This window comes from Streptomyces sp. NPDC046379 (genome assembly GCF_055587785.1).
This window is the reverse complement of sequence record NZ_JBVJFP010000014.1, coordinates 17,486-39,569: the sequence shown is the minus strand read 5'-3', so window position 1 is coordinate 39,569 and position 22,084 is coordinate 17,486. Positions and strand designations below refer to the sequence as shown.

Sequence of the window (22,084 nt, the reverse complement as noted above, 5' to 3'; positions counted from 1 at the left end):
GCACGGCCCGCGCGCCCAGATTTCCGTTCTCCATCCGCACATGTCACCCGGGATACACCTGCCATGTTCGCGCCCTACACCATGAATCCGGACGCTGGTCTCCGGTCCCCGGTCGTCGAAGGAGGCGACCGCTGATGCGCTGGGGCCGCCGCCGGGCCGCGATCCGCCCTTCCGGCACCGGCCGGACGCCGCGGGACACCGGGCCCGCCGGGCCCGGCTTCGTCGTCGAGGAGTACGACCGCCTCCTGCTGCTCAGGCGGTCCTCCGACGAACTGCTGGGTCCCGCCGACATCGCCGACCTCACCCGCGTCCTGGAGGCCGACACCGACGACACGGTGACCGTCGTCGCGGGCGCCGACGAGGACTCGGCCGCCGCCCTGTGGCCACGGCTCGGCGCCCTCCTGGACACCCTGCGCGGTGACGGCGTCGGCACCGTCCGGCTCGCCATGTCCGGCGCGGGCGAAAGACGTTCCGGCCGGATCCCCGTCGCCGGCCGCATCGCCGACGCCTGGGACATCGACGTCATCGCCCCCGACGGCACGGTCCTCGGCGTGCCCGGCGGCGGACTCTTCGTCCACGACGCGGCCACCGCCACGGCCCCGGCCACCGCCGCGACCACCGCCGCCACGGCCCTCGGCGCGCCGGCGTCCGGCCGGGAGCGCGGCTGGTGGCGCTTCGCGCCCGGCGTCCCGCCCACCCCCCTCGGCCCCCGTCAGCCCGCCCCGGCGTGGCAGCCCCCGCCGGGCGGCCTGCCGGCCCGCACCCGCAACGGCTGCGTCGTGGAACAGATCCCGGCAGGCGTGCTCATCCGGCCCGCCGACGCCCGCGCCCCCCGCCCCGGCGACCTCTGCTACGCCGTGCCCGTCGACCGCCGAGGCCCCCTCGTCGTCCTCGGCGTGCCGGACGGCGAGGACATCGTCACCGACGACGTCGCGGACGTGGTGGCGGCCCTGCCGGCCGCCGCCCGCACCGCCCTGCGGTTCGCGCCGGGCGGACGCCGGGACGTCCTGCGCGTCGGCCAGGGCGCCGCCGACCTGGTCGACGCCGAGGTCGTCGTCTACAGCGGGCTGCCGCTGCTCGCCGAGTCGGGCACACGGGAGCGCGACACCGTCCGCTCGATGACCGTCGCCGCCGACGGGACGCCGTCCTGGCAGCCGTTCGTCGACTCCGTCATCTGCGCGCCCGGCGCGGACCGGCCCCGGCTGCTGCGCTGGAGCCCTCCGCTGCCCGGCCCCGGCGACGCCCTGCGCGGAGTGATCCGCCTGTCCGACCGCTGGCAGGTCGCGGCGACCCGGGCCGGCCTGTGGGTCGGCGGCACGGACGCCGAGCCGCCCGCCCTCGCCGCCCGGCCCGTGGACACCCGGGGCCCCGACATCGAGGTGGGCCGGCCCGGGGAGAGCCTGGACCGTTCGCTCTGGCCGGAACTGGAGCGGCTCCTCGCGTCCCTGCCGCCGGGCATGACGGCCAGGGCCCGGCTGCACGTCCACGGCACGGCGGTCGACGGCGGACGCGAACTGCGGCGCATCGCGGCCCGCTTCGAGCTGCGCAGCCTGCGGTTCGCGACGTTCGGCCGACCGGCGAACGGCGAGGGGGCGCCTGCGGCCGGCTCTGGTCCTGCCCCGGCATCCGCCCCTGCCCCTGCCCCACGTCCCGTGTCCACGGCGACGGCCTCGCCGGCTTCTTCGAGCGGGTCCGCCGCGACGAGCGGGCCCGCTCCGGTGGGCACGACTCCTTCGGTGCGTACGGCTTCCTCGGCGGGCGCGTCTGCCGCGGCGGCCACGTCCGCTCCGGCGGGCGCGGCCTCTCCCGCCGTACCACCGGAGGCCCCCGCCCGCACCGAGTCGCCCGGTCCCTCCGAGCACCGCGAGCACGGGGAGAAAGCGCCGCGACTCCCCGCGGCCTCCGCGCTGTCCGGACCGGAGCCACAGGTGGGCGGCAAAGGCGCTCCGGACGGGGCGTCCCGGACGGCCGCTGCCGCCGTCCTCTCGGAGCTGAGGGCCGAGGAGGCCGCGGCCGGTGCGCCCCCTACGGCGGCCGGTCCCGGCGCTTCCGCCGCACGGCCGACGCCGGCGGGCCGCACGGAACCGGCGCGCACCCCGCCCCGCCCCGCCCCCGCGACCCCAGCCGCCCCCGAGCGCACGCCCCCGGCGTCGGGCGGGCCCAATCCGCGTACCGGGCCCGCGTCTTCAGCCACTTCCGCGCCGGCTGACCCCGAGCGCACGCCCTCGGCGTCGGGCGGGCCCAACCCCCGTACCGGGCCCGCGTCCTCCCCCGCCCCCACGCCCCTGTCCCCGGCCGCCCCCCAGCAGACGCCCCCGGCACCGGACGCGGCCAACGCCCGTACCACGCCGTCACCTTCACCCACCCCCACGACCGAGGGGCCGAGTCCGAGCGCCGAGCCCGACCAGCCCGCCGACCCGCCCCTGCCCGGCCCTCCGACCCGCCCGGCCCTCACCAGCACGGGCACCGCCCCGGCACCGCCGCCCCGGACCGCGGCCCCCATACAGGCCGCATCGACCCCGGCGCCGCCGCCCCGGACCGCGGCTCCCACGCAGGCCCCGTCGACCCCGGCACCGAAGCCCCGGACCGAGGCCCCTGCGCAGCCACCGCACACGCCGGAACCGCCACCCCGCACCGCGGCCGACGGGCAGGCACCGCAGACCCCGCAGCCCCCGGCTCCCCTCGCCCGCCCGCTGCCTCCCGTCCCCTTCCTGCCCGGGCACCAGAGCACGCAGGCCGAGCGGGCGGCGTTCCGCGCGCTCGCCGATTCCGTCTGGGACCGTCAGGCGGCGGCCGTCACCCGCACCTTCACCCGCATGCCCGCCCTGCGGGGCCAGGAGCAGGAGGCGGCGCGCGCCGACCTGATCGCGCTGCTGCTCTATCTGCGCTCCCCGGACGGCACGCTCGGCCACGAGGAACTCGACCGGTGCCTGCGCGCCGGCGACCCGCGGCTGCTGCCCTACGCGGCCTGCGTCGCCTCCGCCCTGCGCCGCCTGCCGTCCTTCCGGGGTGCGGTGCTGCGCGGCCCCGGCCCGGGCACGCCCGCGACGCCGGCCCCCGGAACCGTCCTGCGGGACCCGGCCCCGGTGAGCGCGCTGCCGGGGGACGGCCGCGGACCGTCCTTCGCGAGCGCCCGGTACGCGATCTGGTCGGTGACCGGCCGCCGGGTACGGCAGTTGTTCGACGCGACCGGCCCCTCCGCGCCGCACGACGAGGTGGTCTTCGCGCCCGGCACCGCCTTCCGGGTGCTCGACGTGCGGAACGAGGGACCCTCGCCGCTCGTCCTCCTGCGTGAGCTGCCGGCCGACCCGGCCGCAGCCCCGCTCGGCCACGCCGAACCGGACGACCGGGACCGCGCCGTGCTCGCCCGGCTCGACGAGGCGCCGGCCCGACACCAGGGCGGAGGGGCGGCGTTCGACTGGCCCGACCGCTGCGCCGGGCCGCTGGGCTCCGCCGAGCACTGACACGTGAGACGACCGAGAACGAACGGAGTACCGATGCCGCAGCAAGAAGGCGGAACGCCGGCCGGCCCCACCGTGCGCCGGGCGTCCGTCCTGCCGGCGGTGGCCGCCGAACCGGGCGCCGCCCTGCCCGCCCCGGCGTCCGGCACGCCCGCCGCCGGCCCGTCGGCCGCGCCGGCCACCGGCGGCGCGCCCGCGGCCGAGCCCGCGGCCGAGCCGTCGGCCGGCACCGCGCCGGTGACCGGGGCCCCGGCGCAGGCGACGCCGGCCGCCGTCCCGCAGACGCCCCCGGCCGCCGCCGAGCCGGAGGAGGCCCCCGCCGCGGCGGCCACGGCCGTTCCCGCGCACCCGGACCCCGGCCGCACCGCCGAGGACGGCGACGGGCGCCCGCCCGGCCGCCCCAACAAGCCGCTGCTCGCGGCAGCCGCCATCGCCGGAACCGTCCTCGTCGGCGTGCCGCTGCTCTTCCTGGGGCCGGGCAGGGACGACGACCCGCACGCTCGCGCCGACCGGGCCCGGCCCGCGGGCGACACCCTCCTCCAGGACGGCGGCGGGGCGGCCGGAGGGGAAGCCGGCGGATACGCCGCCGCCTCGCCCTCCGCCTCGCCCTCGCCCTCGCCCGGGAGGTCCCGGCCCGCACCGGAGAGGACGGCGCAGAACACTCCGGCGGGGACCACGGGGAAGGACGCCGGGGCGGCCGTACGGCCCCGGGCGTCGTCCGCCGGGAAGGCGGCCACGCCCGCCGCGCGCCCGAGCCCCGCCAAGAAGGCCGCCACGCCCAAGGCGGCCACCGGCCGGTCCCTCCCGCAGGGCCCCGACCTCCGCACGACCACGAACCTGCTGATCAGGAACGTCATGACCGGCCTGTGCGTGGACGTCCCCGACCACGGCAACGGCGCTCCCGACGGCCCGGTCAACCAGTACGTGTGCGACCGGACCGGCGACAACCAGCTGTGGGACCTGGTGGTGACCCAGGACGGCGCGGGCCCGTCCGGCGCGGACCTCTTCGTCATCCGCAACAGCAAGGACGGCTACTGCCTCGACCTGGGGGAGTACGGGGGCCGGCCCGCCGGCACCAAGGTCTCCGAGTTCCACTGCAACGGGACGACCGCCGACAACCAGCTGTGGTACCTCGACAAGAGGTCCACGGGGAAGTTCTGGATCCGCAACCACGCCAGCGGCAACCGCTGTCTGGACGTCGACGGCTTCAACGGCGTCGGGGGCAGGGACGCCCGCCTGACGATCTTCGACTGCTCGCCGTCGGACGACCACCTCTGGTCGTTCTCCTGAACTCCCGTACGATCCCCACTCGTTGAACATCCGATCCATCCAGGACGATTGCGAGGCAGGACAGATGTCTCCCCAGAACACCGGCGAGGACCCGGCCGCCGCGGCGTCGTCGGCCGCCGCCGGGCGACCCGGCGCGCCCAAGGTGCGCCAGGGCTTCGCCCTGCCCGCGCCGGCCGCCGACCCGACCACGGAACTGGCCCCGAAGACGCCCCCGCGCACGGCCCCGGAGCCCCCCGCCACGGCCGCTCGCGCCACCCCTCCTGCCCCGGCCACCGCCCCGGACCTCGACGCCGACGCCGACGCGAACCGCGACACGGACCGCGACACGGACTCGGGCCGGGGCGACTCCGACACCGCCCTGCGCCCGGACCCCGAAGCAGCCGCCCCGGCCGCGGCCTCCGCCGCCGTCGCGGAGCCGGCCTCCGCCCCGGCCTCCGCCACCGAGCCCGCCGCGTCGGCGGAGCCCGGGACGGCCACGGCGTCCGCGGCGGCCCCACCCCCCGACGACACGGTGGGCGACGCCGAGGCGGCCCCCGGCCGTCCGAAGAAGCCGATGCTGGCCGCCGCCGCCATCGCCGGCGCGGTCCTCATCTCCGTGCCGTTCCTGATCTCCGGCCCCGACCGCGACCGCGCCTCCACCGCGGCGGCGGTCGACCCGACGGACGGCACGGTCCTGGACGACCGTGATCCGGGGCGGCCCGGACAGTACGTCGTCGAGAGCGCCTCGCCCTCCCGTTCGTCCTCCCCGTCGCCCAAGTCCTCGGCCGGGGACAGGGAGAAGGGGGACAGGGGAGACAAGGGGGACGAGGGCGGGAAGACGGGCGCGGGCGGCGCCGGGGGAGCGGCGGTGAAGGACAGCCCGTCTCCCGCCGCGGCGACGTCGAAGGCGCCCGCCAAGGCCCCGGCGAAGAAGGCCCCCTCCACCGCGAGCAAGAAGCCGGCCACGACCGGCGTCACCGTCGTCGGCGACACCTTGGTGAGCAAGGACTCGGGCAAGTGCCTGAGCGCCGGACCGGCCACGGACGGCACCCAGCTGATGCTGTGGACCTGCAACGGTTCCGCGGAGCAGCGCTGGGAGTTCCGGTCGGACGGCACCATCCGCTCCAAGGGCATGTGCATGGACGTGGCCTGGGGGTCCGGCGACAACGGCACGGCGATCCAGGTCGTCTGGTGCAGCGGCAACCCGGCCCAGCAGTTCTACCTGAACGACACCGACGACCTGGTGGCCAAGATCGCGAACAAGTGCGTCGACATCCGTGACGGCCAGACGGCCAACGGCACCCCGGCCATCCTCTGGCCCTGCACCGGCACCGCCAACCAGACGTGGTACCGGCGCTGACGCCGGCCGCACGCACCGTACGAGGAGAAGTGACCGCATGGCTGCCCGACCCCCCGCGTCCGACGGGGCCGCCCCCGCGAGCGCTGCCGCCGCGCCCCGCGTACGGGTGGCCGTACCGCTGCCCGCCTCCGCCGAACCGCCCGCCGGCGCCCTGAACCCGGCGGCGGCCGAACCCGCGGCGCCTCCGGCCACCGTCCCCGAGACGGCCCCCGGGGCGGCCTCCAGGACGGCCCTCGACGCGGACCCGGAAGCCGAAGCCGTGGCGCCTGACGCCCCGCAGTCCGGCCCCGCCCCGGCGCCCGCGCCCGAAGCCGCCCCCGCCTCCGACGCGAGGCGGACGACCGCCAGGGCCGCCGCCGCCTCCCTCCCCGCCGCCACCGCCACGGCGACCGCCGCCTCCCCGCCGCCGCCCGACGAATCGGCCGACTCCGCGGCCGGCGGCGGACGCCCCAAGAAGCCGGTGCTCGCCGCCGCCGCGATCGTGGGCGCCGTTCTCGTGGCCGTCCCCCTGCTGCTGGCCGGAGGCGCGGACGACGAGTCGCGGCAGAACGCCGCACAGGCACGGCCTGACCGGGACTCCGCGACCGTCCTGGACGAGGACGCCGCGGACGCCGCCGCCCAGGACTACGCCACCGAGAAGCCCAGCCCCTCGCCGAGCCCGGAGAAGTCGAAGCAGCCGACGAAGCCGAAGAAGGAAGCCAAGGCGCCGGTCGAGGTCGCCGAGACGCCGCGGCACGAGCCGAGCAGCACGCCCCGCAAGCCCGCGGCCTCGCCCAAGGCCGCACGGGAGAGCGCCGAGCCGAAGCCGACGCCGAAGGAGACCCCGCGGCCGGTGTGGCGCAGCGAGACGGTCAGGGCGATCAGCGTCCTGGAGGCCGGCCAGGCATGGGTCACCAACCGGATCCAGATGGTCATGCAGCACGACGGCAACCTGGTCGTCTACAACGAGAACGGCAACGCCCTCTGGGCCGCCATGACGTTCGGCCAGAACCACAGGGCGATCTTCCAGGACGACGGCAATCTCGTGATCCACAACGGCGACGACCGGCCGATCTGGGCCTCCCGGACGCACGGCCACCCCGGCGCGGTGCTCGTCCTGCGCACGGACGGCAAGGTCGTCATCACGGCCGGCGGCACCGTCCTGTGGTCCACCTGACCGGCCGGCCCGGTTCGGCGGCGAGACCCTTGGCCCCGCCGGTCCGGCCGGAGTCCACCTCGGTCGCACACGCCGCGAGCGCGGGGTCATGAGCCCTCGGCCGCGGCGGTCCCGGCAGGCGGTCAATGCTTTGCTCACGCCGTGCACTAAGCATTGACCGCGTACATTCAACGAGGTAAAACCCTTGCGGCACCCGGACACGCTCGTCTCCCGCCCCCCACCGCAGAAGGAGCCACGATGCGTCGTACCCCCGAACCGCCGTCCGCGCTCGCCCGGTTGTTACGCGGAGCCCGCCGCACCACCGTCGTCCTCGCCGTCCTGGCCCTCTTCGCCGGCGCCGCCCTCACCGCGGCCACCGCCACCGCCGCCCCCCGGGCCTGGACCCCGAAACCGTCGCCCATGACCACCCCATGGACGAACCAGGTCCCCACCGACAAGCCCCTGCCCGAATACCCGCGCCCTCAACTCACCCGCCCCGACTGGGCCAACCTCAACGGCATCTGGGACTTCGCCGTCACCCCGGCGGACGCCGGGCAGCCCGCCTCGTTCACCGAGCAGATCCGCGTGCCCTTCGTCGCCGAGTCCGCGCTCTCCGGCATCCAGCGCAGGATCACCCAGAACGACAAGCTCTGGTACAAGCGCACCTTCACCGTCCCGGCGGGCTGGAACGGCCGCCGGGTGCAGCTCCACTTCGGCGCCAGCGACTGGCGTACGACCGTGTGGGTCAACGGCCGGCAGGCCGGCGCCGTCCACGACGGCGGCTACGACTCCTTCTCCCACGACATCACCGCCCTCCTCAACGGCGGCACCAACACCCTCGTCGTCTCCGTCTGGGACCCCACCCAGACCGGCGGGCAGGCCGTGGGCAAGCAGCGCATCAACGACGTCGCCCCGCACCCCGGCGGCGGCATCTTCTACACCGCCGCCTCCGGCATCTGGCAGACCGTGTGGCTCGAACCCACCCCGGCCGCGCACATCACCCGCCTCGACATGGTCCCCGACCTGGCGAACAACCGCCTCAAGGTGACCGTCCGCGCCACGGGGGCCGCCGGCCACCGGGCGCGCGTCACCGTGTCGACGGGCGGCGCCACGGTCGGCACCGCGACCGGTCCGGTCGGCAGCGAGTTCACCGTTCCCGTCCCCAACCCGCGCCTGTGGAGCCCGGACGACCCCTTCCTCTACGACGTCGGGGCCGACCTGCTCGCCGGTTCCGCCACCGTCGACTCCGTCGGCAGCTACACCGGCATGCGCTCCATCGGCCTCGCCCGCGTCGACGGCCTCCTGCGGCCCGTCCTCAACGGGCGGTTCGTCTTCCAGACCGGCACCCTCGATCAGGGCTACTGGCCCGACGGCATCTACACCGCCCCCACCGACGCCGCCCTCCGGTACGACCTGCAGAAGCACAAGGACCTCGGCTTCAACATGGTCCGCAAGCACATCAAGGTCGAGCCGCAGCGCTGGTTCCACTGGGCCGACCGGCTCGGCCTGCTGGTCTGGCAGGACATGCCGTCCATGGACCTGCGCACCCCCGACTCCGCCGCCCGCGCCCAGTGGGAGGCCGAGTACGACCGGATCATCGACCAGCACCGCAGCTCCCCGTCCCTGGTCATGTGGGTCAACCAGAACGAGGGCTGGGGCCAGTACGACCAGGCCCGCATCGCCGACGAGGTGAAGGCGTACGACCCCTCCCGCCTCGTCAACAACATGAGCGGCGTCAACTGCTGCGGCGCGGTCGACGGCGGCAACGGCGACGTCGTCGACCACCACGTCTACGTCGGCCCCGGCACCACCGTGCCGAGCGCGACCCGCGCCGCCGTCCTCGGCGAGTTCGGCGGCCTCGGCTTCAAGGTCGCCGGCCACGAGTGGTACCCCGGCGGCGGCTTCAGCTACGAGGACCAGCCCAGCCTCGCCCACCTCGACGACCGGTTCGTCGGCCTCCTGGACGGCATCCGCGAGGTCCGCATGCCGCGCGGCCTGTCCGCCGCCGTCTACACCGAGATCACCGACGTCGAGAACGAGGCCAACGGCCTGCTCACCTACGACCGTCAGGTGGTGAAGGTCGACGAGGCCAGGGTCCGCGCCGCCAACCGCGCCCTCATCGACGCCTCCCGCGCCCCCTCGGCCCCGGTCGCCCTGCCCGCCGGCCAGTACCGCTCCCTGCGCGTGACCACGCCCGGCCACACCGACCGCTATCTGCGGCACAAGGACGGCGCGGCCTTCACCGAGGCCGTCACCAGCGCGAGCGACGCGCTGCTGAAGAACGACGCCACCTGGCGGATCGTCCCCGGCCTCGCCGACAGCACCTGCTACTCCTTCGAGTCGCGCAACTACCCCGGCGAGTACCTGCGCCACCGCCAGTACCGCGTGTACAAGGAGGCGGGCAGCGGCGACCTGTTCCGCGCCGACGCCACCTTCTGCCCGGTCCGCGGCGCGAACGGCGGGATACGGCTGTCGGCGTACAACTTCCCCGAGCAGTACCTGCGCCACTACGACGCCGAACTCTGGCTCGCCACCCCCGGCGGCGCCCACACCTGGGACGCCCCGGCCCTGTTCGCCGAGGACACCACCTGGGCAGTGGAGTCACCGTGGGCCCCCTGACCCGCCGCCCCACCACCCCCGACCAAGGAGCCGGACGATGAAGCTCACCCGCCTGCTCACCGGCGCCGCGGCCCTCGGGCTCGCCGGCGTCCTCGCCGCCGCCCTGTCCCTGACCACCGCGGAGCCCGCAGAGGCCGGCCAGACCTCCCTGCGCAACGCCGACCCCAGCGTGCTGCGCGTCGGCGGCACGTACGTGTCGGTCGAGTCGGCCAACAACGGCATCGCCGTACGCCAGGCATCGTCCCCGGACGCCCTCGCCTCGGCCCCCGCCCGCCAGGTCTGGACCGACACCGACAACCTCGGCGAGGTCTGGGCCCCCGAGATCGTGCTGGACTCGGGCCGCTACTACATCTACTTCACCGCCGGCCGCGGCGCCGCCCACCGCATGTACGTCATCAGCTCCACCCAGCCGGCCGAGGGCTACCCCACCCGGGCGCAGAAGCTGGCACTGCCCGACGACAAGTGGGCCATCGACGGCACCCTGTTCACCTTCAACGGGCAGCGCTGGTTCGTGTGGTCCGGCTGGGCCGGCGACACCAACGTCGAACAGAACCTCTACATAGCCCGGATGAGCAGCCCGACCACCCCGACGGGCGCCCGGTACGTGATCTCCCAGCCGCGCGAGAGCTGGGAGCGCGTCGTCGGCAACCCCTACATCAACGAGGCCCCGCAGCCCATCAAGGACCCCAACGGGCAACTCCACATCGTCTACTCCGCCAACGGCAGTTGGAGCGACCAGTACTGCCTGGCCGATCTGCGGCTGCGGGCCGGCGGCGACCCGACGTACGTGTGGGACTGGTACAAGTCCAACGGCTGCCTGTTCGGCTCGAACCGCGCGACGATGATGCAGGGCTGGGACCCGACGCTGTACGTCAACGGCCCCGGCCACCACACCTTCGTCCTCCTGAACGGCGACATCAACACCAGCCCCCCGGCCGGCCCCCGCTTCCCGCTGATGTTCCACGCCGTCCCCAAGGGCACCCCGTACTCGTGGGCCAACCGCCACTGGTACACCGGCACGTTCGCCTGGTGGGGCGACACCACCTACAGCCGGGCCAACGTGCCGGGGGCGAACACGAACACGGGGTGGGGGCTGAAGTTCTTCGAGTGACCGGCGCGGGGCGCTACCGCGTGGTGAGCGCCACGAACGCCGTCCACTGCTCCCGGCCGACCCGCAGCACGGGCCCCGTGCCCACCGCCTTGGAGTCCCGTACGTAGACGGCGTCGCGGGCGGCGGCGACTTCGACGCAGTCGCCGCCGTCCGAGCCGCTGTAGCTGCTCTTGAACCAGTGCAGGCCGTCTCCGGTCGTCCGCTCCATACTCATGTCTCTCCCACCAGCTGTCCGATGAGTAGCGCAGAGTCCTCGACGTTGAGGGCCTGCGATCGCAGCTTGCCATAGCGCAGAGCGAACGCGCTGACATCGGCAGGATCTTGGACCATGCACCCCACACCCTGAGACTCGAAGTATCCGAGGTGGTCATTCTCCTTGGACTCCACCACCACGAACGCACCGTTCTTGCCCGGATGGAACCCGCGTCGTGCGGGCATGATCTGCAACTCGACGTTGCGCAACGCGCCCACTTCCAGCAGCCGCTGCCATTGCTCGCGCATCACCTCGGAGTCGCCCACCGGATCGCGCAGCGCATCCTCCCCGATGATGAACGACAACTCCGCCATCGGCTCCCGCGTCAGCAGCTTCTGGCGGCCCAGCCGGGCCTCCGTGTGCTGGTCGATCGTCTCCTCGCTCAGCGGGGGACAGTGCCCGGCGAACAGGGACCGCGCGTACGCCTCCGTCTGCAACAGCCCTGGCACCAGCAGCGGATCGTAGGAGAACCGGCTCAGCGCCTCCGCCTCGATCAGCGCGAAGTTGCGGAAGAACCGGGGGAGTTTGGCCCGGTCCACCTCGTCCTGGAGTACGTCCAGGACCCCCCGCGCCTCCAGCGCCCGCTCCGCGGCGAGGGTGAACGTCGCCTTGGCGGGCCGCCGCCCTTGTTCGACAGAGGCGACCAGGTCAAGGGAGTACCCGACGGCCTCGGCGAGCTGCTCCTGCGTCATTCCGGCCCGCTTGCGCAGATGCCGCAGGAGGCTGCCGTAGGCCGACCACACGCCGGGCCGCTCGGCCTCCTCCCGGTCGCTCTCGACACGGCCGATCCGCTTCTTCTCCCGTACCGCGGTCACCCGCTCACGCCCTTCCGTCCGACGTCGTGGACTCCCCGCGGCACCCGCATGCCGCCGGGACGCCATGTCCAACGCGGGAGGCAGGGCACGGGTACGGCTCGGGGACCCGTACAGCGCCCGTACAACTGCGTGCGGGGCGCCGGAAGGCGGCCTCCGGCCGAGTCACCCCCGGCCCACGACCCGCCGGATCGTCTTCTCCAGCTCGTCCACCCCCGGGTCGCGCAACGCGTCGTAGTGGCCCGCGTCCAGGCGGGCGACCGTCGTGGGGGTGCCGGTGCGCGCGAGGAGGCGTTCCAGGTGGGACTCCTCGTCGCCGCGGGCCGGGAGGACGGTGACCGGCGCCTTGATGCGGCGTTCGGCGGGCAGCCAGCCGTAGGTGTGACGGACGAGCCGGATGACGCGGAGGGCGGTGGCGGGGTCGAGGCGGCGCAGCCGGCGGGCGACGAAGTCGGCGAAGGACTCCTCGTCGGCGGCCTGGCGCAGGCACTCCTCCAGCAGGGGGCCGGTGACGGCGCCGGCGAAGACGGAGAAGAGGACCGTGCGGAAGGCCCGGTGGGAGAAGTCGGCGACGGGCGGCTCGGGCGCCGGTTCGGTCCGGGCCGGTTCGGCCGGGCCCGCCTCGTCCGGTTCCGGTTCGCGCAGGCGGGGGGAGCCGGGGGCGATCAGCAGCAGGTGGTCCACCTGCTCGCCCGCTTGTTCCAGCTGCCACGCGGCCTCGAAGGCGACGCGGGCGCCGAAGGAGTAGCCCCACAGGGTGTAGGGGCCGGACGGCTGGGCGGCGCGGATGGCCGCCACGTCGGCCGCGGCCATCTCCTCCAGGCAGGCGTGCGGGGTCTCGCCGGGATTGAGACCGTGGGCCTGGACGCCGCGGAAGGGGCGGTCGCCGGCCGCGCGGGCGGCGAGCAGCCGCAGGTTCATGGTGTAGCCGCCGAGGCCGGGCCAGCAGAAGACGGGCCGGCCGCCCTCCGGGGTGTGCAGCGGCACCAGGCGGGAGCTGCCCTGTCCGCCGGCGGTGTCGACGCGCTGGGCCAGCCGCTCCACGGTGGGCGCCTCGAAGACGACCTGGAAGGGCAGTCGGGTGCCGAACTCGCGGTTGACGCGGTGCACCAGGGCCACGGCGATGATCGAGTTGCCGCCGCAGGCGAAGAAGTCGTCCCGCACGGACACCGTGTCCCGCTTCAGGGCCGCCTTCCACAGCTCGGCGAGCCGGGCCTCGGTGCGCGTGCGGGGCGGCACGAGCGGGCGGTCGTCGTGGGCGAGGACGGCGTCGACGCGGGCGGCGACGGCCGCGGTGTCGACCTTGCCGTTGGCGGTCAGCGGCAGCCGGTCCAGCACCAGGATGTGGTTCGGCACCATGAACTCCGGCAGCAGGCCGACCAGGTCGTCCTTGACCATCTCCGCGGGCCCCTTCATGTGCACGCTGTCCTCGTGCATGCCCTCGTGGGCGCGCTGCCGCTCGCTGACCCGGCCGCCGACCGCGAAGTAGCTGGGACCGGCCGGGCGCCCGCTCTCCTCCAGCAGGGCGGCGATCCGGCGGGCGGCGGGCAGATCGTGGCCGGTGCGGGAGCTGTACCCGGAGGACATGAAGCCGAGGCCGCAGTCGTTGTGCTGGAGCCGCTGGAGCGCGCGCCCCAGGTCGATGTACCGGCGCCACTGCGGGCCGGCCCGGCTGACCAGGGTGACGCCGAAGCAGGCGCGCGCGTACACCTGCTGGTTGATGGCGATGACGTGCCGTTTGAGGACCAGCCCGTCGCCGACGCGCCGCCAGCCGCCGTCCTCGTGGAGGTACTGGCCGGTGGGCAGGCCCATGGCGGTGCCGGGGTGGACCTGGAGGTAGACGTCGACCGGGTCGGGGCCGGGGGGTTCGGTGTACGGGGCCAGCGCGAAGGAGCCCAGGTAGTGGTCGCCGTCGGCGCCGTCGAGGAGCGCGGCCGTGCCGGGGTCGTACGGCAGGTCGCGCACGGCGAGGCCGTACGCGGGCAGGACCTCGTCCAGCAGGCCCAGCATGTGACCGGTCTCGAACTCCAGGACCTCCTGGACGTTGCGTTTGTAGACGGGCTCGATGGCGGTGCGGCGGCCCAGGAAGTGCAGCCGCACGCCGGGCTCCGGCAGGGGCGCCGGGCCGACGCGGACGAGCTGGTGGCGCCTCGGGTGGAAGTAGTAGGTGCCCGGGTCGAGGCCGTCGACGCCCGCGGTCTCGACCAGGAGCTGGGTGGCGTAGAGCGAACCGGGCGACGCGTAGGCGTACTTGGGCAGCAGCCGCTCGTCGCTGAGGTGCGGGCCGAAGTCCCGCAGCAGGCACCCGAGTTCGGCGAGGGTGAGGTTCTCGGGGCGGCGCGGTTCGGCGGCCGGCGGGCGCCGGGCGAGGGCGGTCAGGACGTCCTCCGCGGTGGCGGCGCCGCCCTCGTAGAAGCGGTACGTCTTGCGGGCGAAGGCGCGGCGGCGCTGCTCGGCGGTGGCCTCGGCGCCGGGCAGCGCGACGACCGGCCGTCCGGCGAGTTCGGCGTCCTCGCGGGTGCCGGGGTCGGAGAGCTGGGCCTTGACCTGGAGCTTGTCCGCCTTGGAGCGGTGGTGGTCGCCGGCGTCGCCCTGGTCCATCAACGCGGCCTCGCGCGGGCTCAGTTCGATGCAGGCGACGAGGTTCTGGAAGCCGGTGCGGGGGTCGTCGCGGACGAGGACGGCGGCGCCCCGGACCCAGTCGTGCGCCTCGACGGCCAGGCGTATCTCGTCCAGTTCGATGCGGAAGCCGCGCAGCTTGACCTGGTTGTCGGCGCGTCCGGTGAACTGCACGGTGCCGTCGGGGTTCTCGTGGGCCAGGTCGCCGGTGCGGTAGAGGCGGTCGTGCGGCGCCGGGTCGCCGAACGGGCTGTCGACGAACCGTTCCGCCGTGAGGTCGGGACGGTGCAGATACCCGCGGGCGAGCTGGACGCCGCTGATGTACAGCTCGCCGGTCTCGCCGGGCGCCACGGGGCGCAGGTCCGGGCCGAGGATGTGGTAGCGGGTTCCGGCCACCGGAGTGCCGATGGGCACCGAGTGCGCGCTGTCGCCGAGGGCGGCCGGGTCGACGGTGAAGGAGGACGTGTTGATGGTGCACTCGGTGGGGCCGTACAGGTTCACCAGGGTGCAGCCGGGGAGGATGCCGAGGAACGTCCGCGCCAATGCCCGGGAAAGCGCTTCTCCGCCGCTGAAAAGGCGGCGCAGGGAAACGCAGCGGTGCAGTTCGTCGGTGTCGACGAGTGCCTGGAGCAGTGTGGGAACGCACTGCAGAACGGTCACCCCGCGCTGTTCCACGAGTTCCACGACACGGGCCGGATCGCGGTGGATTCCGGGTGTTCCGACGACGACCCGCGCTCCGTGCGCGACGGCCAGGATCTCCCATTGCGCGGCGTCGAAACTCATCGGCGTCTTCTGGAGGACGACGGCGTCCGCGTCGAGTCCGTAGACGCCTGCCAGCCAGCGCATCTGATGGGCGACCGACCGGTGCTCGATCATGACGCCCTTGGGTTTTCCGGTGCTTCCGGAGGTGTAGACGACATAGGCGAGATCGCCCGGACGCGGCCGTGGCAGGAGGGCCTCGCCGTCGTCGTCTCCGTGGTTCTTGCGGAATTCCGCGACATCGTCCGACGTGACGATCCGCACGTTGGCCGGGGCGATTTCCGCGAGGCGTCCGCGAAGCTCCTCCTGGGTGTAGACGACGCGCACCCGGGACTGTTCGAGCATGAAGCGCAGGCGTTCGTCCGGATAATCGGGGGACAGCGGCAGATAAGCGCCTCCCGCGTACAGGACGCCCCAGACGCCGGTCATCACGGCGAGCGACGGCTCCACGAACACCCCGACCGCCCGGTCGCCCCGCACACCGAGTCCGCGCAGGCAGCGGCCCAGATCGGTGGCGGCGTCGTGCAGTTCGAGGTAGGTCAGCGTGTCGTCCTCGTGGACCACGGCGACATGGTCCGGACGGGTGGCCGCCTGCGTCGCGAGCAGCTCGGTAATGCCGGTCTCCGCGATTTCCCCGCGGTCCGGTGTGCGCATTGGTCCCCCTGATTCCGATGCGTTTTCGTCCCCCTGGATCGCTGGAAACTATGAGAGGGGAGCGGCCCGGTTGGCAAGCTTCGGCCAGGTAATGCCCGGCAAGAGGGAGAGTTCCTGGCGGTTTGCGGGCATGTGCTCGGGTGGTGTCGTGACCTATCCGGCCATTGGGGTCCGGCCCCGAGCGGCCCGGAGGGGCCCCTGGCCGGCCTCCGGGACGGGGTCGGCCGGGTGTTGTGTCCCGTTTCACCCCCCTGTGCACCCCTGCGATTCTGTGCAGTGCGGGGACCCGACCCATCGAGTGTGTGGCGGGGCGTCCCGGGCCTTGGGCAGAGTTCGGGGCGTGGAATAGGTGGGAGGGGCTATCCATGCAGACAAGCCAGGAATCCGCGGTCACCCTCGAAGACCTGCGGACCGAACTCGATGAGATAGACGCGCGGTTCCTCGACGTGATACGCGAGCGAATCCAGAAGTGCGTCGACATCGGGCACTTCAAGCGAGAGCACAGCATTCCGATGATGCAGCCGCACAGAATCGGCGTGGTGCAGGAACGCGCCGCACGCTACGGCGACCTGCACGGCATCAGCCCGGAGTTTCTCCGCAGGCTCTACGACCTGGTCATCGAAGAGACGTGCCGGGTGGAGAACCAGGTGATCGGGGACTCCGCATGAGAACACTGCTCATCGACAACTACGACTCCTTTACCTACAACCTCTATCAGCTCCTCGGCGAGGTGAACGGCCGCCCGCCGGTCGTCGTCCGCAACGGCGCCGACTGGGACACGCTGCGGCTCGACGAGTTCGACGCCGTCGTCGTCTCCCCGGGGCCCGGCCGGCCCGACCGGGAGCGCGACTTCGGCATCAGCGCCCGCGCCATCCTCGACAGCGGGCTGCCGGTCCTCGGGGTGTGTCTCGGCCACCAGGGCATCACCCACCTCTTCGGCGGTGATGTGGGGCTCGCGCCGGAGCCCATGCACGGCAGGGTCTCCGCCGTACGGCACACGGGCGTCGACGTCTTCAAGGGACTGCCCAGCCCCTTCGACGTGGTCCGCTACCACTCCCTCGCCGCCCACCGCCTCCCCGACGAGCTGGAAGCCGTCGCATGGACGGACGACGGGGTGGTCATGGGCGTGCGCCACCGCACCCTGCCGGTGTGGGGCGTGCAGTTCCACCCCGAGTCCATCAGCAGCGAGTACGGCCGCGAACTGCTCGCCAACTTCCGCGACCTCGCACTCGCCCGCGGCCGGCGCGCCGTCCCCGGGGCCACCGGGACCGCCGTCCCGTACGCGGTGCACGTGCGCCGGGTCGAGACGCTGCCCGACACGGAGGCCGCCTACCGCACCCTGTTCGCCGGCGGCAGCCACGGCTTCTGGCTCGACAGCAGCAACGTCATCGACGGCCTGTCCCGCTTCTCCTTCCTCGGCAACGGCGAAGGCCCGCTGGCCGAGTACGTCACCTACCGCGTCACCGACGGCTTCGTCACCGTCCAGACGCCGGGCCGGCCCGGCCGGGACGGCGAGATCGTCGCGCAGGGCTTCTTCGACTACCTCGACGCCCAGCTGCGGCAGCGCTCCGTGCCCACGCCGGAGGGCCTGCCCTTCGACTTCAACCTGGGCTACGTCGGCTACCTCGGCTACGAACTCAAGGCCGAGGCCGGGGCGGAGGCCGTGCACAAGGCCGAAACCCCGGACGCCGCCCTGCTGTTCGCCGACCGGATGCTCGCCGTCGACCACGTCGAGGGCGTCTGCTACCTGCTGGCGCTCTCCCACGAGGGCGACGACACGGACGCCGTGGGCTGGCTGGACGCCACCGAGCAGCGCCTGCGCGCCCTGCCCGCCCCCGCGGCGGACCCCGAGCCCGTCCGCTTCTCCGGCACCGGCATGACCGATCCGGAGGCCGCCGGCGTCACCCGGCTCCGTCACGACCGCGAGGCCTACCTCGACCGGATCGCCCGGAGCATGGAGGAGATACGCCAGGGCGAGACGTACGAGGTGTGCCTGACCAACACGGTCACCATGCAGGCGGCCATCGACCCGCTCACCACGTACGCGCACCTGCGCCGCATCAGCCCCGTGCCCTACGGCGCGCTGCTCGACTACCCCGGCGTGGCCGTGCTCAGCGCGTCGCCGGAACGGTTCCTCACCGTCGGCACGGACCGGGTCGCCGAGTCGAAGCCGATCAAGGGCACCCGGCCGCGCGGACGCACCCCGCAGGAGGACGAGGCGCTGCGGCTCGACCTCCTCGGCCGGGAGAAGGACCGCTCCGAGAACCTGATGATCGTGGACCTGATCCGCAACGACCTCAACATGGTCTCCGAGGTCGGATCGGTGCACGTGCCGAAGCTGTTCCACGTCGAGACGTACGCGCCCGTGCACCAGCTGGTGTCCACCATCCGCGGCACGCTGCGCCCGGAGGAGACGGCCGTGACCTGCGTGCGCGCCGCGTTCCCCGGCGGCTCCATGACCGGCGCCCCGAAGCTGCGCACCATGGAGATCATCGACCGGCTCGAACAGGGCCCGCGCGGCGTGTACTCCGGCTCGCTCGGCTGGTTCTCGCTCAGCGGCGCGGCCGACCTCAACATCGTCATCCGCACGCTGGTCGCCACCGCGGACCGGGTCAGCTTCGGCGTCGGCGGCGCCATCGTGGCCCTCTCCGACCCGGACGAGGAGTTCGAGGAGACGGTGGTCAAGTCCAGGGCCATGGTCACCGCGGTCCTCGCCACCGCCCAGCACACCGAGGCGGACGCGGACGCCGGCCCCGGCGTCGGGGAGCACGCGACGGCAGGCGCCGGGCACGGAGGCACCGCGTGATCAAGCGCGCCGTGGTCGTCGGCGGGGCCGGGGCGGTCGGCCGGCTCTTCACCGAACGGCTCCTGGACTCCGGCGCCCGCGTCACGGTCGTCGACACCGCCGAACCGGAACCGGGCGACGGGCGCGCCGCACGGCTGCGCGGCGACGTCACCGCCGTCGACTTCCGGCTCGCCGCCGAACTGGGCCACGCCGACCTGGTCGTGCTCGCCGTGCCCGAACCGGTCGCGCTGAAGGCGATCCACGGCGTCGCCGCGGAGATGCGGCCCGACGCCCTCCTCGTGGACACCCTGTCCGTGAAGGGCTCGGTCGCCCGTGCCGTGCGCGCCGAGGCCCCCGGGGTCCAGGCCGTCGGCCTCAACCCGATGTTCGCCCCGTCCCTCGGCTTCGAGGGCCGCCCCGTGGCCGCCGTCGTGATCAACGCCGGCTCCCGCACCGAGGAACTGCTCGCCCTCGTGGAGAGCTGGGGCGCCAGGATCGTCCGCGTCGACGAGCAGCGGCACGACCGGCTCGCCGCCGCCTCCCAGGCACTGGTGCACGCGGCGGTGCTCTCCTTCGGCATCGCCCTCGCCGGGATGGACGTACCCGGCGAGGACCTGCGGGCCGCCGCGCCGCCGCCCGCCAACACCCTGCTCGCGCTGCTCGCCCGCATCGCCTCCGGCACGCCCGAGGTGTACTGGGACGTCCAGCACGGCAACCCGGAGGCGGCCCCGGCCCGCAAGGCCCTCGCCGACGCCGTCCGCCGGCTCGCCGACACCGTCGAGCACGGCACCGAGGCCGACTTCGCGGACCTCCTCGGCGAACTCCGCACGCACCTCGGCGACGACCTCGCCCACCACCGGGACACCTGCGCCGCGCTCTTCGCACGGATCTGAGCCCGTCCCGCCCACTTCTGAACCACATTCCGGAAGGTGTTCCATGAGCACATTCGCTGCCACCGTCCTGTCTCCCGAGCAGCGCGCGGCCGTCGCCGCCGACGCCTCCGTCGGAGGCGGCAACCTGCTGCGCTCGGCGCTCGCCGTGAACCCGGCGCCCGAGGTGCCCTTCATCCACTCCACCCGCCCGATCGGCACCCCCGACGGCCAGGCCAAGCAGGACTTCAGCCTCGCCGAGTTCGACGCCCTCGCGCAGAGCTGGTCGGCCTGGTACCTGGAGCGCGGCGTGGAGACCCGCGACCGCGTCGCCGTCTGGTTCGAGGACTCCATCAGCTACTCGCTGCACTTCTACGCCCTCGCCCAGATCGGCGCGGTCGCCCTGCTCATCAACTCCAACGCCTCGCAGGCGATCGCCACCTCGCTGATCGAGCAGACCACGCCCGTCGGCCTGTACGCCGACCACGCCCGCCTGGAACTGCTCGGCGACACCTCCGGCCTGGGCCTCGCCTGGGTGCAGGAGGCCGAGGAACTGCCGGCCCCGCCCGCCGCGACCCTCGCCGAGGGCCAGTACTGGAAGCACCACGACGACGACCCGGTCGCGATCCTGCACTCCTCCGGCACCACGGGCCGGCCCAAGCCGACCATCCACACCCACAAGTCCATCGTGTCGGGCCCCAAGTTCCGCCTCGTGGACCACACCGAGCAGCCCGGCGCCCTGATGATGACCGCGCTGCCGCAGTCCCACCTCGGCTGCGTCGCCTACACCGTGTACGCGGTCCTCGGCGGCACCCCGATCGTCGCGCTCAGCGACCGCCGCGGCTCCGAACTGGCCGCGGCCGTCCAGAAGTACCAGCCCACCTCGGTGATGTCCTTCGCCCACGGCTACGCCGAGCTGGCCAACGCCGACGTGGAGCCCGGCGCCCTCGACTCGGTCGACTCCTGGGTGTCCATCGGCGACGCCGTCCACCAGTCGCACATCACCAAGGTGCTCTCCCTGCGCAGCAAGGACCGCAAGCCGGCCGCGTTCCTCGACCGGCTCGGCACCACCGAACTCGGCTGGGGCGTCCTGCTCAAGGCCCGCACGCTCGACTCCGAGCGCCACGACCGCTGCGCCGGCAAGCCGGTCGGCGTCGCCGAGGTCACCATCCTGCGCAAGGACGGCAGCCACGCCGACGACGGCGAGGTCGGCTTCCTGGCCGCCAAGGGCCCCGCCATCACCCCCGGTTACTGGGCGGACTCCGACACCACCTACCGCTACAAGCTGTCCGGCTACTGGCTGCCCGGCGACATGGCCTACCGCGACGCCGACGGCGACTTCTTCCTCGTGGACCGCGCCGTCGACGCCATCCACACCGAAAACGGCACCGGATACTCTGTGTTCATGGAGGAGGTCATCCTCAACGACGTGCCCGACGTGGGCGACGTCGCCGTGATCGCCGGCCGGAACAACGGCAGGACCGTGCCCGTCGCCGTTGTCACCGCCAACGCCGCACCGGAGGCCGACAAGTTGCTCACCCTTGCCAACGAGGCCCTCGAGGCCGCCGGACACCCGAAGCTGGGTTTCCTGGAGATCGTGCACGACGAGGCCGACTTCCCGGTCGGCGTCACCGGAAAGGTCCTCAAGCGCCGACTGCGTGAGAAGTACGCCGACCTGGCCGCGTACGTCAAGGACGCCGAGGGCAAGACGTTCGCCACCACGGAGGCCGCCGCATGACCACCGCGACCGAGAACACCCCCGCCAAGGTCGACTTCTACTTCGACCCGGCCTGCCCCTTCGCCTGGATCACCTCCCGCTGGATCCTCGAGGTCGCCGAGCGCCGCCGGATGGACCTGCGCTTCCGGGTGATGAGCCTGTTCTTCCTCAACGAGGGCCGGGAACTGCCCGACTGGTACCGCACCCTCGTGGACAACTCGCTCTCCCTGACCCGGATCTGCACCGCGGTCGCCCAGAAGCACGGCGAGGAGGCGCTGCCCGACCTGTACGCGGCCATGGCCCGGCGCATCCACAACGACGGCAACAAGGACTACCTCGCCGTCGCCGCCGAGGCGCTGGAGGAGGTCGGCCTGCCCGCGTCGTTCCTGGAGGCCGCGCACACCGACGAGTACGACGAGGCGCTGCGCAAGAGCCACCACGAGGGCCTGGACCCGGTCGGCGAGGACGTGGGCACGCCCACCATCCACATCGACGGCGTCGCCTTCTTCGGCCCCGTCCTCAACTCGATCCCCCGGGGCGAGGAGGCCGCGCGCATCTTCGACGGGGCGCGTGCCCTCGCCAACTACCCGGACTTCTTCGAGCTGAAGCGGACCCGGACCGGCAAGCTGAAGTTCGACTGACCCACCCGCCGCCGGGCCGC

The 22,084-nt window shown here is 73.8% G+C and carries 14 protein-coding genes; 11 read left to right on the top strand and 3 right to left on the bottom strand.

Annotated features, from left to right (window positions below; genetic code table 11):
• Positions 1-134: 134 nt before the first annotated feature.
• The 6 genes from ACZ6KF_RS23840 to ACZ6KF_RS23815 all read left to right on the top strand — a co-directional run bounded on the left by ACZ6KF_RS23840 (position 135) and on the right by ACZ6KF_RS23815 (position 10,955).
• Positions 135-3,464: a hypothetical protein gene (locus tag ACZ6KF_RS23840; protein WP_469239955.1), complete on the top strand. Its 3,330-nt coding sequence runs from the start codon at positions 135-137 to the stop codon at positions 3,462-3,464.
• Positions 3,465-3,497: 33 nt separating this feature from the next.
• Entirely contained in the window at positions 3,498-4,751 is a 1,254-nt protein-coding gene (locus tag ACZ6KF_RS23835) for an RICIN domain-containing protein (RefSeq protein WP_469239953.1), read from the top strand.
• 64 nt (positions 4,752-4,815) lie between these two features.
• Positions 4,816-6,090 carry a ricin-type beta-trefoil lectin domain protein gene (locus tag ACZ6KF_RS23830; RefSeq protein ID WP_469239951.1) on the top strand — a complete coding sequence of 425 codons (1,275 nt, stop codon included), beginning with the start codon at positions 4,816-4,818 and terminating at the stop codon, positions 6,088-6,090.
• A gap of 37 nt (positions 6,091-6,127) precedes the next feature.
• Positions 6,128-7,246, top strand: a complete 1,119-nt coding sequence (locus tag ACZ6KF_RS23825) for a mannose-binding protein (RefSeq protein WP_469239949.1) — start codon at positions 6,128-6,130, stop codon at positions 7,244-7,246.
• A 237-nt stretch (positions 7,247-7,483) separates the two neighbouring features.
• Positions 7,484-9,844: an AbfB domain-containing protein gene (locus ACZ6KF_RS23820; RefSeq protein WP_469239947.1), complete on the top strand. Its 2,361-nt coding sequence runs from the start codon at positions 7,484-7,486 to the stop codon at positions 9,842-9,844.
• 37 nt (positions 9,845-9,881) lie between these two features.
• Complete coding sequence (locus ACZ6KF_RS23815) at positions 9,882-10,955, top strand: glycoside hydrolase family 43 protein (protein ID WP_469239945.1); 1,074 nt, start codon at positions 9,882-9,884, stop codon at positions 10,953-10,955.
• Between the two features lie 13 nt (positions 10,956-10,968).
• Here the strand turns inward: ACZ6KF_RS23815 and ACZ6KF_RS23810 are convergent, their stop codons facing one another.
• The 3 genes from ACZ6KF_RS23810 to ACZ6KF_RS23800 form a co-directional block, all read right to left on the bottom strand.
• Positions 10,969-11,169 carry a DUF397 domain-containing protein gene (locus ACZ6KF_RS23810; protein ID WP_356631184.1) on the bottom strand — a complete coding sequence of 67 codons (201 nt, stop codon included), beginning with the start codon at positions 11,167-11,169 and terminating at the stop codon, positions 10,969-10,971.
• Positions 11,166-12,023, bottom strand: coding sequence for a helix-turn-helix domain-containing protein (locus ACZ6KF_RS23805; RefSeq protein ID WP_469159645.1), 858 nt, complete (start codon positions 12,021-12,023; stop codon positions 11,166-11,168). The genes ACZ6KF_RS23810 and ACZ6KF_RS23805 overlap by 4 nt, the downstream gene beginning before the upstream one ends.
• 162 nt (positions 12,024-12,185) lie before the next feature.
• On the bottom strand, positions 12,186-16,052 hold the full coding sequence (locus ACZ6KF_RS23800) for a non-ribosomal peptide synthetase family protein (protein WP_469239943.1): 3,867 nt from the start codon (positions 16,050-16,052) through the stop codon (positions 12,186-12,188).
• 365 nt (positions 16,053-16,417) lie between these two features.
• Here ACZ6KF_RS23800 and ACZ6KF_RS23795 point away from each other — a divergent pair, with 365 nt between their 5' ends.
• From ACZ6KF_RS23795 to ACZ6KF_RS23775, 5 genes are read left to right on the top strand one after another with little or no spacing between them, the layout of a single operon-like run.
• Positions 16,418-16,720 carry a chorismate mutase family protein gene (locus ACZ6KF_RS23795; protein ID WP_356631188.1) on the top strand — a complete coding sequence of 101 codons (303 nt, stop codon included), beginning with the start codon at positions 16,418-16,420 and terminating at the stop codon, positions 16,718-16,720.
• Entirely contained in the window at positions 16,717-18,858 is a 2,142-nt protein-coding gene (gene pabB, locus ACZ6KF_RS23790) for an aminodeoxychorismate synthase component I (RefSeq protein ID WP_469239941.1), read from the top strand. The genes ACZ6KF_RS23795 and pabB overlap by 4 nt, the downstream gene beginning before the upstream one ends.
• Positions 18,855-19,730 (top strand): prephenate dehydrogenase/arogenate dehydrogenase family protein, encoded by an 876-nt coding sequence (locus ACZ6KF_RS23785; RefSeq protein ID WP_356631192.1) that lies wholly within the window; start codon positions 18,855-18,857, stop codon positions 19,728-19,730. The genes pabB and ACZ6KF_RS23785 overlap by 4 nt, the downstream gene beginning before the upstream one ends.
• 43 nt (positions 19,731-19,773) lie before the next feature.
• Positions 19,774-21,444, top strand: coding sequence for a class I adenylate-forming enzyme family protein (locus ACZ6KF_RS23780; protein ID WP_356631194.1), 1,671 nt, complete (start codon positions 19,774-19,776; stop codon positions 21,442-21,444).
• The gene (locus tag ACZ6KF_RS23775; protein WP_356631196.1) at positions 21,441-22,064 is read left to right on the top strand and encodes a mycothiol-dependent nitroreductase Rv2466c family protein; all 624 of its coding nucleotides are present in this window, start codon (positions 21,441-21,443) and stop codon (positions 22,062-22,064) included. The genes ACZ6KF_RS23780 and ACZ6KF_RS23775 overlap by 4 nt, the downstream gene beginning before the upstream one ends.
• Positions 22,065-22,084: the final 20 nt, after the last annotated feature.